The sequence below is a fragment of the Microbacterium thalli genome (assembly GCF_028737325.1).
In the GTDB taxonomy this organism is placed as follows: domain Bacteria; phylum Actinomycetota; class Actinomycetes; order Actinomycetales; family Microbacteriaceae; genus Microbacterium; species Microbacterium thalli.
The window spans coordinates 307,321-320,984 of sequence record NZ_JAQZCH010000002.1 but is presented as its reverse complement, the minus strand read 5'-3'; the positions used below and the strand labels follow the sequence as shown (position 1 = coordinate 320,984).

Annotated in this window: 15 protein-coding genes and 1 tRNA gene; 11 read left to right on the top strand and 5 right to left on the bottom strand. The window is 70.0% G+C overall.

Features of this window, described 5'->3' with window-relative positions; genetic code table 11:
- The first annotated feature begins 263 nt into the window (after positions 1-263).
- Positions 264-2,753, top strand: a complete 2,490-nt coding sequence (locus tag PUW82_RS09330; RefSeq protein WP_274222939.1) for an Rne/Rng family ribonuclease — start codon at positions 264-266, stop codon at positions 2,751-2,753.
- A 34-nt stretch (positions 2,754-2,787) separates the two neighbouring features.
- Here PUW82_RS09330 and PUW82_RS09325 read toward each other — a convergent pair whose 3' ends face one another.
- The gene (locus PUW82_RS09325; RefSeq protein WP_274222026.1) at positions 2,788-3,060 is read right to left on the bottom strand and encodes a DUF4031 domain-containing protein; all 273 of its coding nucleotides are present in this window, start codon (positions 3,058-3,060) and stop codon (positions 2,788-2,790) included.
- A 232-nt stretch (positions 3,061-3,292) separates the two neighbouring features.
- Here PUW82_RS09325 and rplU point away from each other — a divergent pair, with 232 nt between their 5' ends.
- The 10 genes from rplU (at position 3,293) to PUW82_RS09275 (ending at position 10,216) form a co-directional block, all read left to right on the top strand.
- Complete coding sequence (gene rplU, locus PUW82_RS09320) at positions 3,293-3,601, top strand: 50S ribosomal protein L21 (protein WP_178014546.1); 309 nt, start codon at positions 3,293-3,295, stop codon at positions 3,599-3,601.
- Between the two features lie 17 nt (positions 3,602-3,618).
- Positions 3,619-3,876, top strand: a complete 258-nt coding sequence (gene rpmA / locus PUW82_RS09315) for a 50S ribosomal protein L27 (protein WP_210004483.1) — start codon at positions 3,619-3,621, stop codon at positions 3,874-3,876.
- 72 nt (positions 3,877-3,948) lie between these two features.
- Positions 3,949-5,460: a GTPase ObgE gene (gene obgE, locus PUW82_RS09310; protein ID WP_274222025.1), complete on the top strand. Its 1,512-nt coding sequence runs from the start codon at positions 3,949-3,951 to the stop codon at positions 5,458-5,460.
- Positions 5,457-6,302, top strand: a complete 846-nt coding sequence (proB, locus tag PUW82_RS09305) for a glutamate 5-kinase (protein ID WP_274222024.1) — start codon at positions 5,457-5,459, stop codon at positions 6,300-6,302. Before obgE ends, proB begins: the two co-directional genes overlap by 4 nt.
- A gap of 9 nt (positions 6,303-6,311) precedes the next feature.
- Positions 6,312-7,574, top strand: a complete 1,263-nt coding sequence (locus PUW82_RS09300) for a glutamate-5-semialdehyde dehydrogenase (protein ID WP_274222023.1) — start codon at positions 6,312-6,314, stop codon at positions 7,572-7,574.
- Between the two features lie 47 nt (positions 7,575-7,621).
- Entirely contained in the window at positions 7,622-7,849 is a 228-nt protein-coding gene (locus PUW82_RS09295; RefSeq protein ID WP_274222022.1) for a hypothetical protein, read from the top strand.
- Positions 7,850-7,859: 10 nt separating this feature from the next.
- Entirely contained in the window at positions 7,860-8,456 is a 597-nt protein-coding gene (gene nadD, locus PUW82_RS09290; protein ID WP_274222021.1) for a nicotinate-nucleotide adenylyltransferase, read from the top strand.
- On the top strand, positions 8,453-9,730 hold the full coding sequence (locus tag PUW82_RS09285; protein ID WP_274222020.1) for a hypothetical protein: 1,278 nt from the start codon (positions 8,453-8,455) through the stop codon (positions 9,728-9,730). Before nadD ends, PUW82_RS09285 begins: the two co-directional genes overlap by 4 nt.
- Positions 9,727-10,116, top strand: a complete 390-nt coding sequence (gene rsfS, locus PUW82_RS09280; protein WP_274222019.1) for a ribosome silencing factor — start codon at positions 9,727-9,729, stop codon at positions 10,114-10,116. Before PUW82_RS09285 ends, rsfS begins: the two co-directional genes overlap by 4 nt.
- A gap of 27 nt (positions 10,117-10,143) precedes the next feature.
- A tRNA-Ala gene (locus PUW82_RS09275) sits at positions 10,144-10,216 on the top strand.
- Positions 10,217-10,290: 74 nt separating this feature from the next.
- Here PUW82_RS09275 and PUW82_RS09270 read toward each other — a convergent pair.
- Genes PUW82_RS09270 through PUW82_RS09255 form a run of 4 tightly spaced genes read right to left on the bottom strand, consistent with a single transcriptional unit; the run spans position 10,291 to position 13,648 of the window.
- Complete coding sequence (locus tag PUW82_RS09270; protein ID WP_274222018.1) at positions 10,291-11,175, bottom strand: 3-methyladenine DNA glycosylase; 885 nt, start codon at positions 11,173-11,175, stop codon at positions 10,291-10,293.
- On the bottom strand, positions 11,172-11,879 hold the full coding sequence (locus PUW82_RS09265; RefSeq protein WP_274222017.1) for an SOS response-associated peptidase: 708 nt from the start codon (positions 11,877-11,879) through the stop codon (positions 11,172-11,174). The genes PUW82_RS09270 and PUW82_RS09265 overlap by 4 nt, the downstream gene beginning before the upstream one ends.
- A 49-nt stretch (positions 11,880-11,928) precedes the next feature.
- Complete coding sequence (locus tag PUW82_RS09260; protein WP_274222016.1) at positions 11,929-12,963, bottom strand: App1 family protein phosphatidate phosphatase; 1,035 nt, start codon at positions 12,961-12,963, stop codon at positions 11,929-11,931.
- A gap of 4 nt (positions 12,964-12,967) precedes the next feature.
- On the bottom strand, positions 12,968-13,648 hold the full coding sequence (locus PUW82_RS09255) for a DedA family protein (RefSeq protein ID WP_274222015.1): 681 nt from the start codon (positions 13,646-13,648) through the stop codon (positions 12,968-12,970).
- Positions 13,649-13,664: the final 16 nt, after the last annotated feature.

Below are 13,664 nucleotides of genomic sequence, written 5' to 3'. Positions count from 1 at the left end.
ACGGACCAGAGGAGCCGACTCGCCTACTCCCGCTAGGGGGAGCAAGCAACGAGGCACCCTCGTGCGATAATGGTCGTCGATGCTCGTTCGCAGCCGCGCTGCGCCAGAGCATCACGAGAGACTTCGGGCAATGGCTGCCCACGCAGGCCGCGCCGAGAGCCGGCTGCACACCGAGTGAGTTCGCGGCTCGTCCTTCCGGGAGCGACGCCGCCAGAGATGTGCCGGGTGGCGCGCGGTGCCGCCCGAAGAGGAGTACGCCAGTGATGGCCGATGATCGCAACGACAATCCGACCGCCGATGACGCTTCGCCGGCGGTCGACCCCGCCGCTGCCGAGCTCGCCGCTGCGGTGACCTCGATCGACGCTGTCGAGGAGCACATCGACAGCGGACGCGCGACGGATGACACCCAGCCGGCGACGCCGAGCGCCAACGAGGGCGAGGGCTCCCCGGAGCTGCCCACGGAGCCCGAGCCTGCCGCGGAGCCCGAGACCGAGGGAGAGCCTCAGCCGGACGCGGAGTCCGAGCTCGCCGCAGAGCCTGAGATTCCCGCAGCGCCCGAGATTCCCGCAGCGCCTGAGTCCGCTGAGGAGCCCGAGCCGGCTGGGGAGCCCGAGCCGGCTGCGGAGCCGACCGCAGAGCCCGAGCCCGCCGCAGAGCCCGAGCCGGACGCGGCCGCGGACGCCGTTCCCGCGAAGCCCGAGCCGCTGACGGCGGTCTCGCTCGGACTGCTGCCGGCCGACTTCGTCTCGGCCGTCTCGACCGAGCTGCACTTCTACGCTCCCGCGATCGCGCCGCTGCCGCCGCGCGTCGACGAGGTCGACGAGGCCGATGACGACGCGTTCTCGCGTGGGGGCACCGCGGGTGCCCGCCGCCGTGGTCGGCGCCGCGGGGGAGCAGGGTCGGACGAGGCACCGGAGCCCGCGCCGCGTCAGCGCGCCGTCGAGCTGATCACCGAGCCGCAGCGCATCAAGGGCTCCACGCGTCTCGAGGCCAAGAAGCAGCGTCGTCGCGACGGTCGCGAGGCCGGTCGTCGCCGCACCGTCGTCACCGAGGCCGAGTTCCTGGCTCGCCGCGAAGCCGTCGACCGCGTCATGATCGTGCGCTCGAAGAACAGCCGCATCCAGATCGCTGTTCTCGAAGACAACGTGCTCGTCGAGCACTACGTCGCCCGCAACCAGGACGCGTCGCTCATCGGCAACGTCTACCTCGGCCGCGTGCAGAACGTGCTGCCCAGCATGGAGGCGGCGTTCGTCGACATCGGTCGGGGCCGTAACGCGGTGCTGTACTCCGGCGAGGTGGACTGGGATGCCGTCGAGACCGGCAACCAGCCGCGACGCATCGAGCTGGCGCTGAAGTCGGGCGACCGGGTGCTCGTGCAGGTGACGAAGGACCCCGTCGGTCACAAGGGCGCGCGCCTGACGAGCCAGATCTCGCTCCCGGGCCGCTACCTCGTGTACGTACCCGGCGGTGCGATGAACGGCATCTCGCGCAAGCTCCCCGACACCGAGCGTGCGCGCCTGAAGCGCATCCTCAAGGAGGTGCTGCCCGAGTCCAGCGGCGTCATCGTGCGCACGGCGGCTGAGGGCGCGACCGAGGAGCAGCTGACACGCGACGTGCAGCGGCTCACGTCGCAGTGGGAGCACATCAGCGCTCAGCTCGAGAAGATCCAGGCGCCCGCGCTGCTGCACTCCGAGCCCGACCTGCTCGTCAAGATCGTCCGCGACGTCTTCAACGAGGACTTCTCGCGCATGCTCATCCAGGGCGACGAGGCGCACGCGACGATCACCTCGTACCTCACCGGCGTCGCACCGGACCTGCTCGAGCGGGTGGAGAAGTATGAAGACGAGCAGGACCCCTTCGACGCGTTCCGCGTGACGGAGCAGATCGAGAAGGCGCTCGACCGCAAGGTCTGGCTGCCCTCGGGTGGTTCGCTCGTCATCGACCGCACCGAGGCGATGACCGTGGTCGACGTCAACACCGGCAAGTTCGTCGGCTCCGGCGGCAACCTCGAAGAGACCGTCACGAAGAACAACCTCGAGGCGGCCGAGGAGATCGTCCGTCAACTGCGCCTGCGCGACATCGGCGGCATCATCGTCGTCGACTTCATCGACATGGTGTTGGAGTCCAACCGGGACCTGGTGCTGCGGAGGCTCATCGAGTGCCTCAGCCGCGACCGGACCAAGCACCAGGTCGCCGAGGTCACCTCGCTCGGTCTCGTGCAGATGACCCGCAAGAAGCTCGGACTCGGCCTGCTCGAGACCTTCAGCGAGGCGTGCGAGGTCTGCGCCGGCCGCGGCGTCATCGTCCACCACGACCCGGTCGTCAAGCACCGGGGCGGCACGGGGCAGAACGGCGGCAACGGCTCATCCCGTCGCGGCGGTCGCGGTGGTGGCGGCGGCAATACGCCGCCCGCACCGGCGAATGGCGGCACCCACGTCATCACCGAGGGGGCGAAGTCCGCGCTCGCGCAGATCGCGGCGTCGACCATTCAGCCCTCCGCGGCCGACGAGGATGCCGAGATGATCGCCCCGGTCGCCGACGCCGAGGCCGCCCCCGTCGAGCGGCCCAAGAAGCCGCGTCGCAAGAAGTCCGACGCGAAGACCCCGCGCACCGAGAAGGATCTGCTGCTCGATTCGGTCCTCAACGCTCTTCCCGAGCCGAAGGCGCCCGGGCAGGGCCGCGGCCGGCGCCGGGTGACGACCGCCGCGCTCAGCGGGACGCCGGTATCGGCATCGCCGGCGAGCGACGACTGACCCCGCACCGACCAACGAACGCCGCGGCCCGCTCTCAGCGGCCGCGGCGTTCGCGTGCGGTGACGCGCAAGCCCGAGGCGATGAGTCGGCGGACGAGTTCGTGGCCCGACACGTGCTGCGCGCCGCCGGCGACGAGCCGGTCGAAGGCGGCATCCGGTACGTCGTAATGGTCGAGGTCGAAGCTGCGCACAGGCAGGTCATGACGTCGTGCGAAGGCATGGAGCTCCGCGAGGTCGCTGTCGCTGACCAGGTGCGACCACAGTCGGCCGTGCGCCGGCCACCGCGGGTCGTCGATGAGGATCGCCATCATCCGATCCTACGAAGCCGCACGCGGGGGAGGCCCCGGCGCGACACACCACCGCCTCCTTTTGCCGGATGGCGATGCATCCGGTAAAGTGGACCCTTGGTGCAGCGAGTTCGGCGACGTCCCGTCACGATACCGTCTCAGCCGCAGGGTCATCTGCGGGAAGTGCACCAAGACTTTCCAGTCTCGCAAAGACAATCGGAGCCGTGCGCTCCACAGAAGAAACAGGTGTGAAGTGGTTTACGCAGTTGTGCGCGCCGGCGGCCGTCAGGAAAAGGTCGAGGTCGGTACGATCGTCGTCCTGGACCGCCAGGCGGCTCGGATCGGTGACAAGCTCGAGCTTCCCGCCGTCCTTCTCGTCGACGGCGACGCCGTGACCACCGACGCTGACAAGCTCGCGAAGGTCACGGTCACCGCCGAGGTTCTCGGTGAGGAGCGCGGCCCGAAGATCGTGATCCAGAAGTTCAAGAACAAGACCGGCTACAAGAAGCGCCAGGGCCACCGTCAGGACCTCACGCGCGTCAAGATCACCGGCATCAAGTAAGCCAGGGAGACGCAGAGATGGCACACAAAAAGGGCGCAAGCTCCACCCGTAACGGTCGTGACTCCAACGCACAGCGCCTCGGCGTGAAGCGCTTCGGCGGCCAGGCCGTCCTCGCCGGCGAGATCCTCGTCCGCCAGCGCGGCACCCACTTCCACCCGGGCGCCAATGTCGGCCGTGGTGGCGACGACACGCTGTTCGCTCTCGCGGCGGGCGCTGTCGAGTTCGGCACGAAGGGCGGCCGCAAGGTCGTCAACATCGTGGCGGCCGCCGAGTAATTCGGTTCAGACCACTTCGCGGCGAGGGGCGGGCTTCGGCTCGCCCCTCGCCCTGTTTTCAGGAGGCACCGCATGGTGACGTTCGTCGACCGGGTGACGCTGCATCTGCGCGCCGGCAAGGGCGGCAACGGCTGCGTGTCGGTCCGCCGTGAGAAGTTCAAGCCGCTGGCCGGTCCCGATGGGGGCAATGGGGGCAACGGTGGGGATGTCGTCCTCGTCGCCGACCCGCAGGTGACGACGCTGCTGTCGTACCACCACTCGCCGCACCGCTCCGGCGGTAACGGCGGCTTCGGCATGGGCGATCACCGCTCGGGTGCCGCCGGTGAGCACCTCGAACTCCCGGTGCCCGTCGGCACGGTCGTGAAGGACCCCAACGGCGAGACGCTCGTCGACATGGTCGTCCCGGGCATGCGCTTCGTCGCCGCGCCCGGCGGTCAGGGCGGGCTCGGCAACGCCGCTCTGTCCTCGCCCAAGCGCAAGGCCCCCGGTTTCGCCCTGCTCGGCACTCCCGGGTGGGAAGGCGACGTCCTGCTCGAGCTCAAGACCGTCGCCGACATCGCCCTCGTCGGTTTCCCGTCAGCGGGCAAGTCGAGCCTCATCGCCGCCGTATCGGCCGCGCGCCCCAAGATCGCGGACTACCCGTTCACGACCCTCCACCCGAACCTCGGCGTCGTGCAGGCCGGCGACGTCCGCTACACGATCGCCGACGTGCCGGGACTCATCGAAGGGGCCAGCGAGGGCCGCGGCCTCGGGCTCGAGTTCCTGCGCCACGTCGAGCGCTGCTCCGCCCTCGTCCACGTGCTCGACTGCGCGACGCTCGAGCCGGGGCGCGACCCGCTGACCGACCTCGACGTGATCCTCGCGGAGCTCGGCGCGTACCCCGTGCCCGAGGGGCAGGTGCCGCTGCTCGAGCGCCCCCAGCTCATCGCTTTGAACAAGGCGGACGTGCCCGAGGCGCGGGAGCTCGCCGAACTGGTGCGCCCCGACCTCGAGGCGCGCGGGTACCGCGTGTTCGAGGTGTCGACGGTCAGCCGCGAGGGCCTGCGCGAGCTGTCGTTCGCGATGGCGGAGCTGGTCTCGGAGCACCGCGCGGCCACGGCCGACCAGGCTCCCGCCGAGCGCATCGTCATCCGCCCGAAGGGCAGTGAGCGCGACTTCACCATCCGCGTCGAGGGTGGAACGTACGGCAACATCTACCGCATCCTCGGCGAGAAGCCGGTGCGCTGGGTGCAGCAGACGGACTTCCAGAACGAAGAGGCCGTCGGCTTCCTCGCCGACCGGCTCGAGAAGCTCGGTGTCGAGACGGAGCTCTACCGTGCGGGCGCCACGCCGGGTTCCACGGTCGTCATCGGCGAGGGCGACGGCATCGTCTTCGACTGGCACCCGACCCTGTCGTCGCCGGCCGAGCTCATGACGGCTCCGCGCGGAACGGATCCGCGACTCGACCTCAACGGCCGCCGTACCTCGAGTGAGCGCCGTGAGCGCTACCACGAGCGGATGGACGCCAAGGCCGAGGCGCGGGCCGAGCTCGAGGCGGAACGGCGCGCCGAGAAGTCGCGAGGTGTCGTCGAGGACGACGAATGAGCGCTCGCTCGCGGGCCGAACTCAACGGCGCTCGACGCGTCGTGGTGAAGGTGGGCTCGTCGTCGATCAGTGGCGAGAACGCGGGCAAGATCGACCTGCTCGTGGACGCGCTGGCGGCCGCTCACGCGCGCGGCACCGAGGTCGTGCTGGTCTCGTCCGGCGCCATCGCCACCGGGATGCCGTACCTGCGGCTCGACGAGCGCCCCACCGACCTTGCGACGCAGCAGGCGGCGGCGGCCGTCGGCCAGAACGTCCTCGTCTACCGCTACCAGAGCGCGTTGCGCGCCTTCGGGATCGTCGCGGGACAAGTGCTGCTCACGGCGGGCGACTTCGACGACCCGACGCACCGCTCCAATGCCCGGCGGGCGATGGAGCGGCTGCTGGGCCTGCGCATCCTCCCCATCGTCAACGAGAACGACACCGTCGCGACGCACGAGATCCGCTTCGGCGACAACGATCGGCTGGCGGCTCTCGTGGCGCGGCTCATCGGAGCCGATGCCCTCGTCCTTCTCAGCGACATCGAGTGCCTCTACACCCGCCCGCCGAGCGAGCCGGGTGCGGAGCCGATCCGCGACGTGGCCTACGGCGATGACCTGAGTGGCTTCGAGTTCGGAGCGACCGTCGTCAACAGCGTCGGTACCGGTGGCGCTGCGACCAAGGCCTCGGCCGCGCGACTTGCCGCCGAGGGCGGTGTCTCCGCCCTCGTGACGAGCATCGACCTCGCCGCCGACGCCCTGGCTGGAGCCGACATCGGTACGTGGTTCGCGGCGAACCCGCAGCCCGCTGTCGTGGCGGGAACCGGCTCGATCCGGCTCGACGAGGCGCTCGACCCGGCTGGATAGACTGACCCGATGAGCACAGCCGTCGCCCCCGATGTCGCCGAGCGGCTGCGCTCGGCTCAGCGCGCCGCCCGTCAGATCGGGCTCCTCGACGACGCAGCGAAGGTCGCGCTGCTGACAGGGATCGCCGACGAGATCCTCGCGCAGACACCGGCGATCATCGAGGCGAACGCGGCCGACCTGGCCCGCGGCGACGCCGAGGGCATCTCGGCCGGTCTGCGGGATCGACTGCTGTTGGATGCCGCCCGCGTCGCGGCTCTCGCCGACGCCGTCCGCGCCGTCGCCGAGCTGCCGGACCCGGTCGGACGCGTGCTCGACGAGCGCGAGCTCGCGAACGGCGTGCGGCTGCAGAAGGTAGCGGTGCCATTCGGCGTCGTCGCCTCCATCTACGAGGCGCGTCCGAACGTCACGGTCGACATCACCGCGCTCGCGCTCCGTTCGGGCAACGCGGTGGCCCTGCGCGGCGGCTCGGCGGCGCAGTCGACCAACGGCGCCCTCATCGCCGCAATGCGCTCGGCGCTCGTCGCGGCCGGCGTCGACCCCGGCGGCATCCAGAGTGTCGATGACCTCGGCCGCGACGGAGCGCGAGCGCTCATGCGCGCGCGCGGACTGGTGGACGTGCTCGTCCCGCGGGGGAGCGCGCAGCTGATCGAGACGGTCGTCACCGAGTCGACCGTCCCGGTGATCGAGACGGGCGCCGGCGTGGTGCACATCGTGCTCGACGAGAGCGCTCCGCTCGAGTGGGCGCGCGACATCGTCGTCAACGCGAAGACGCAGCGACCCAGCGTCTGCAACGCGGTCGAGACCGTGCTCGTGGTGCGCTCGGCCGCCGACCGGCTCATCCCGCCGGTGTCGGATGCCCTGATCGCCGCCGGCGTCACCATCCACGGTGACGCCGAGGTGCAGCAGCGCGTCCCGGCGGCGGTCGCCGCCACCGACGACGACTGGGCGACCGAGCACATGAGCCTCGACCTGTCCATGCGCGTCGTCGACGACCTGGACGAGGCGATCGAGCACATCAGGCGCTATTCGACGATGCACACCGAGTCGATCATCACGGCCGACGACGCGAACGCGGAGCGCTTCCTCGCCGAGGTCGACGCCGCCGTCGTGATGGCGAACGCGTCGACGCGATTCACCGATGGCGGCGAGTTCGGGTTCGGTGCCGAGGTCGGCATCTCGACCCAGAAGCTGCATGCCCGCGGTCCGATGGGGCTTCCCGAGCTCACCAGCACGAAGTGGCTCGCGCGCGGCGCCGGGCAGACCCGCGCCTGACCGCCTAAACTTGACCTGCGCCGCCGCGCGAAACGAACGGAGCCCCGATGACCCTCGCCACGATCACCGCATTCGCCGCCGAACAGACGGAGCATCACGGCAACGTCCAGGCGGAGACGATGATCTTCGGCGTCATCGCCCTGGTCATCTTCCTCGCCCTGGGGCTCGTCACCCTCTCGTACCGGAATGTCGCGAACCGTCACTCCAGCAAGGCCGAGGCGTACGCCGCGGCGCAGGGACGTGAACTGACGCAGTCGGGGAACGGCCACCACTGAGGCTGCGTCGATGACGGGAACGCGTGCGCCGCGCATCGGCGTGATGGGCGGCACGTTCGACCCGATCCACCATGGGCACCTCGTGGCTGCGAGCGAGGTCGCGCAGTCGTTCGACCTCGACGAGGTCGTGTTCGTCCCCACCGGCACGCCGTGGCAGAAGTCCTTCGTCTCACCGGGCGAGCACCGGTATCTCATGACCGTCATCGCGACCGCGTCGAACCCCATGTTCACCGTGAGCCGCGTCGACATCGACCGCAGCGGGCCGACCTATACGATCGACACGCTCCGCGACCTGAAGGCCCAGCGACCCGAGGCCGACTTCTTCTTCATCACGGGAGCCGACGCCATCGCGCAGATTCTCAGCTGGAGGAACCATGATGAACTGTGGGAGCTCGCCCACTTCGTCGCGGTCTCGCGTCCGGGGCACACGCTGAGCAGCGCTGGACTGCCCAGTGATGACGTGAGCCTGCTCGAGATCCCTGCGCTGGCCATCTCGTCGACGGACTGTCGAGCACGCGTGGGTCGAGGCCATCCGGTGTGGTATCTCGTCCCCGACGGCGTCGTCCAATACATTGCGAAGCATCACCTCTATCGGAGCAAGGCATGAGCGATAACGAGCAAGAGTCATCGACTCCGCAGCTCACGCGTCGGCAACTGCGGGAGCTGCGCAACACCGCGTCGAACCCCGTGATCGTCGACGCGGGGGCGACTGCGGATGACGCCGGGGAACCGGACGTCCCACCGGCGGTCGTCTCGGCGCCCCTGCCGCGGCCTGCAGAACCGGTCGAGGTCCCGCCCGCACCGGTACCGCAGACGTCGGTCGACCTGGGTGCGCCCGCCCTGACCCGGCGACAGGCGCGGCAGCAAGAGAAGATCCGCACGGCATCCATCCCCGTCATCATCACCACCGGCGAGCATGTAGCGCCCACTCCGGCTGAGATGGCGGCCGCTGACTCCCGCGAGGATGCGGGCGTCGACGACGGTGCGCCGGTCGACGAGCACGTCGACTCCGGCGATCAGGTGGATGCCGACCAGCACGGTGATGCCGGCGAGCAGGTGGATGCCGACCAGCACACCGACTCCGACCAGCACGCCGATGCCGCCGAGCACGTGGATGCCGCCGAGCACGCCGATGCCACCGAGCACGTCGAGTCCGACGACCACGGTGACACGGACGCGCCGCAGGTCGAGGATGTCGCCGAGCACGACGAGCCGGCTGACAACGCCGACGATGTCGCCACCGATGATGCGGTCGTCGAGGAGACTGCGTCCGCGGAGGCGGCGCCGATTGCCGATGTTCCCTCCGTCACCGAGGTTGCGGAGATCGACACGACGACGGACGACGCCGATGGCGAGCCCGGGGACGAGGTCGAACGGCACGTCGTCTCGAACGACCTCGGTGCCGACCTCTTGGCGGGCGATTCCGTGTCGGCCGACGTGCCGGCATCCTTCGACCAGCTTCTCTCGCGCAGTGCGGCCGCGACCGGGGCCTTCACCGCGCCCAATGCTTTGATCCTCGCGCAGAACCCGGACGCCGGCCCCTTCGTCGCGCCCGTGAACGCGACCGGCGAGGTGCTGATCACCGGCACGTTCGCGCTGCCCGAGCACTACGGTTCGACCGGGGTCGTCCCCGGTTCCGCCGACGGCAAGGAGGTGGACGCCGTGCTCATGGACGGCGAGCTGCCGCCCGCGTCGTCACCGACCCCGATCGCCGCGAGTGCGGCTATCTCCACCATCAAGAGCGCCGAGGACGTCATCCGTCCGCCGGCACCGGAGAAGGGCAGTCGTTGGACGGTCGCCCTCGCCATCACCGCCGGCGTCCTCGCCGTCGCGCTGGCCGGTGTGCTGATCGTCGCGCTCGTCACAGGAGTCTTCCAATGAGTGCAGCATCCATCATCGAGATGGTCGCCATCGCCGCGGCCGCCGCCGACTCGAAGGGCGGCGAAGACCTCGTCGCCCTCGATGTGTCGCAGCCCCTCCCGCTCGTCGACGCGTTCCTGCTCGTCAGCGGCAACAGCGAGCGCAACGTCGCCGCGATCGCGGATGCGGTCGAGGAGAGCATGCTCGAGGCCGGACACAAGCGTCTGCGCCGCGAAGGACGCACCGAGTCGCGCTGGGTGCTGATCGACTTCGGCGACCTCGTCGTGCATGTCTTCCACGAGCAGGAGCGGGTCTACTACGGTCTCGAGCGTCTGTGGAAGGACTGCCCCGTCATCCCGATCGAGCCCGCCGTGGTCACGAGCACATCGGGAGATGTAGTAAGCTAAATGAGTTGCCGCGAGAGCGGAAACCACGGGCCTGTGGCGCAGCTGGTAGCGCACCTGCATGGCATGCAGGGGGTCAGGGGTTCGAGTCCCCTCAGGTCCACGATGTCCCCGCTTCGGCGGGGATTTCGTGTTTTTGCCCCCGGTATGCGGTCGCGCCGGAGCCGAAGAACGCGTTCAGTTCGCGGCGGCCGCGTCCAGCCCCGCCAGCACGGCGCGGCGGAGGCGCTGTCCTCGTTCACTCAGCTCCCGCTGGCGCCGGACGTACTCGGCCTTGCCTTCGGCGGTCTCGATGGGCACGGGGGAGTAGCCCCAGTCGCTCAGGTCGTAGGGCGACGCCCGCATATCGAGCGTGCGGATGTCGCGCGCCAGCTCGAACGCGTCGAGCAGCAGCTCACCGGGAACGAGGGGGCTCAGCTTGACGATCCACTTGTACACGTCCATGCCGGCGTGCAGGCAACCCGGCTGTTCGCGTTCCTCGGTGCCCTCACGCTGCAACGCGTCGCGGTTGCGCGGAACGGCCTCGGGCGTGAAGAAGCGGAACGCGTCGAAGTGTGTGCATCGCAGGTCGTGCGCCTCGACGACGGCATCCGTTCCCGGCCCGCCGAGCCGCAACGGAACGGCATGGCGCGTGGCTTGGGCGCGATAGACCATGGCCCACTCGTGCAGCCCGAAGCAGCCGAACGCCGCGTTGCGGGAGAGGGTCGCGCGAAGGATCCCGACGGCGCCGCGGTACAACGACCCCCGCTGGTCGCGGAAGCCTGCATCGTCTACCCGTGCGCCGTCGACACCGACGGCGGTGTACCAGCGCCAGCCGGCACGCTCGCCGGCTTCCTCAAGGACGACGCCGGCGCCGGGATGCCACCGGCGGAGCACGGCGGGCTTGTAGGAGTAGTAGGTGAACAGGAAGTCCTCGACGGGGTGCTTCTGCCCGCGAGCCGACCGAGCGCGGTGCGCGGCCGTGAGCGCGTCGGCGCGCTCCGCGTGCGCATCAGCGCGGTCCCGCCATTCGTCGGATGAAAGGCGGGTCGGCGGGGGCGCGGCCGCGAGCGTCGGGGTCACACGGGCTCGATGAGCGAGGGATCGTCGTTGCGGACGTTGCCGACGGCGGCACCCACCGGGAACCAGGTGAGGCTCTCGACGACGCCCGGGGCCGCGTCGACGACGGCGTCGAGCAGATCCGCCGGGTACTCGGTCGTGGGGTCGAGCCAGACATCGGCGTGATCGACGTCGATGACCAGCGGCATCCGGTCGTGGATGTCGGCGAGCCCGCCGACGGCGGAGCGGGTGAGGATCGTGAAGCTGAGCAACCAGCGGTCGGCGTCGTCGTCGGCGCGGGACTCGTCTTTCCACCACTCGTACAGGCCGGCGAAGAAGAGCGGCTCGTCACCGTCGGGGCGGATGTAGTGGGGTACCTTCGATCCGGCGGGGCCCTGCCACTCGTAGTAGCCGGAGGCGGGGACGACAGCCCGCCGGGCCGCGAGCGCCTTGCGGAACATGGGCTTCTCGGCGGCCTCTTCGGACCGGGCATTGAAGGCGCGCGAGCCGACGCTCGGGTCTTTGGCCCACGCCGGCACGAGGCCCCAGCGCGCGGTCGCGAGTCGCCGCGTCGGCGGCTCGGTCTTCGCGGAGTCGAGCACGATCGTCGCTCGTGCCGTCGGCGCGACGTTGAACGAGGGCGCCGGCAGATCGTCGGGCACGACCTCGGCGCGCAGAACGCCCGCCAGCTCGGACCCCACGCGGGCTACGACGAAACGACCGCACATACGACCAGCGTAAACGGCGCCGCAGACATGGCGGCCTCGGGATGAGCGGTCAGTCGTTCTCGATGACCCCGACGCCCGCGAGCCGGTCGATCAGTGCCGCCCCGTCCGAGCCGGTGACCCACGGCACCTGCGCTGCGGTGTGGTCGTTGACGGCCGTCCGGCCTCCGGCGAGCACGGCCTCCGTCGGCGAGAGCCGCCGGATCGCGACCGCGCGCACACGATCGGGGTGCTCGCTCGCGAATGCGGTGTACAGCGCGTCGTCGTGCTGGCCGTCGTCTCCGATCAGCAGCCAGCGCACGTGCGGGAACTCCTGCGCCAGCCGCCGCAGGTTCTCGGCCTTGTGGTCGCGACCGCTGCGGAACCAGCGGTCGTGCGTCGGGCCCCAGTCGGTGAGCAGCATGGGACCCGAGGGGAAGACGTGCCGGCGCAGGAACCGCATGAGCGTCGGAGCGACGTTCCACGCCCCGGTCGAGAGGTAGATCACCGGGCTTCCGGGACGATCGCGCGTGAGGCGCTCGAGCATGACGGCCATCCCGGGTACCGGCTGACGAGCGTGCTCGTCGAGCACGAAGGAGTTCCAGGCCGCCACGAACGGGCGGGGGAGCGCCGTGACCATGACGGTGTCGTCGATGTCCGAGACGATGCCGAACTCCACGTCGGGGCCGATCACGAAAACGCGTGTCTCGATCGGGTCGCTGCCCTCGACCGCCATCGTGACCTGCTGCCAGCCGGGTTCGAGCGTGCCGGGCAGTTTGGCGTCGACCACGCCGCCGCGATCGGCGACGATGTCGTGCGAGACACCCGCGATCGTCACGCGGACCTGCGCGAACGCCACCGGCACCGAGGCGAAGCTGCGCCAGCCGCGCACCGACGCGTACTCTCCGCCATCGGCGGGCGGCACCTGGGGTGCGATCAGCACGCGGCCGAGCACGCGTACCCAGCCGTCACCGCCGTACCCGGGGTAGGCCGCGACGGTGGGGCGCTGACCGCGGGCGCGGGCGCGTCGTTCCCGCCACGAGTGGAATCGGCGTTCGAGGCGCGCGAGCCACAGGATCTTCTTCCGCGGAGCCGGTGAGGAAGCCATCGCCTCAGTCTTTCATGTCGGGGTCGGTGGCGCGGTTCGTTTCGACCTCGACCGCGAGGTGCCGGGCTTCACGTCGCGCGATGACGCGCTTGACGAGGTATGCGCCGATGAGGAACAGAACGATGATCGCGACGAAGAGATAGCCGGCGTACTGGATGTTGTCCGACACGGCGCGGTACGTCTTCGCCGCCGCGGCGACGACCCCGACGTAGAGCGACGTCCAGATCACGCAGGCCGGCGCGGTCCAGGAGATGAAGCGGCGATACGAGTAGCCGCTCATCCCGACCGTGAGCGGTACGAGCGAGTGCAGCACGGGGAGGAAGCGCGACAGGAAGATGGCCAGTCCGCCGCGACGGCGGAGGTAGAGCTCCGAGCGCACCCAGTTGCGCTCACCGATGCGCCGCCCGAGACGCGAGAAACGGATGCGCGGCCCGAGCCATCGCCCGAGGGCGAACCCGATGGACTCGCCGGTGAGCGAGCCCACGACGACCGCCGCGCCGAGGAGGAACCCCTCGCCGACGCTCCCGACAGCGGTCGAGGCGACGATCACGACGGTGTCGCCGGGGACGACGAGACCGACGAGGACACTGGTCTCGAGCATGATCGCGATCCCCGCGACGACAGTGCGCAGCACCGGGTCGATGTTCTGCACCGTGTCCAGAATCCAGTCGAGGATCTCGTTCACCCTCTGAGCCTAGGGC

What these genes read in the sequence shown, in the direction of transcription:
- PUW82_RS09330 (WP_274222939.1), top strand. Translation starts at nt 264, where the DNA reads ATGGCCGATGATCGCAACGACAATCCGACCGCCGATGACGCTTCGCCG.
- PUW82_RS09325 (WP_274222026.1), bottom strand. Translation starts at nt 3,060, where the DNA reads ATGGCGATCCTCATCGACGACCCGCGGTGGCCGGCGCACGGCCGACTG.
- rpmA (WP_210004483.1), top strand. Translation starts at nt 3,619, where the DNA reads ATGGCACACAAAAAGGGCGCAAGCTCCACCCGTAACGGTCGTGACTCC.
- obgE (WP_274222025.1), top strand. Translation starts at nt 3,949, where the DNA reads ATGGTGACGTTCGTCGACCGGGTGACGCTGCATCTGCGCGCCGGCAAG.
- proB (WP_274222024.1), top strand. Translation starts at nt 5,457, where the DNA reads ATGAGCGCTCGCTCGCGGGCCGAACTCAACGGCGCTCGACGCGTCGTG.
- PUW82_RS09300 (WP_274222023.1), top strand. Translation starts at nt 6,312, where the DNA reads ATGAGCACAGCCGTCGCCCCCGATGTCGCCGAGCGGCTGCGCTCGGCT.
- PUW82_RS09295 (WP_274222022.1), top strand. Translation starts at nt 7,622, where the DNA reads ATGACCCTCGCCACGATCACCGCATTCGCCGCCGAACAGACGGAGCAT.
- nadD (WP_274222021.1), top strand. Translation starts at nt 7,860, where the DNA reads ATGACGGGAACGCGTGCGCCGCGCATCGGCGTGATGGGCGGCACGTTC.
- PUW82_RS09285 (WP_274222020.1), top strand. Translation starts at nt 8,453, where the DNA reads ATGAGCGATAACGAGCAAGAGTCATCGACTCCGCAGCTCACGCGTCGG.
- rsfS (WP_274222019.1), top strand. Translation starts at nt 9,727, where the DNA reads ATGAGTGCAGCATCCATCATCGAGATGGTCGCCATCGCCGCGGCCGCC.
- PUW82_RS09265 (WP_274222017.1), bottom strand. Translation starts at nt 11,879, where the DNA reads ATGTGCGGTCGTTTCGTCGTAGCCCGCGTGGGGTCCGAGCTGGCGGGC.
- PUW82_RS09260 (WP_274222016.1), bottom strand. Translation starts at nt 12,963, where the DNA reads ATGGCTTCCTCACCGGCTCCGCGGAAGAAGATCCTGTGGCTCGCGCGC.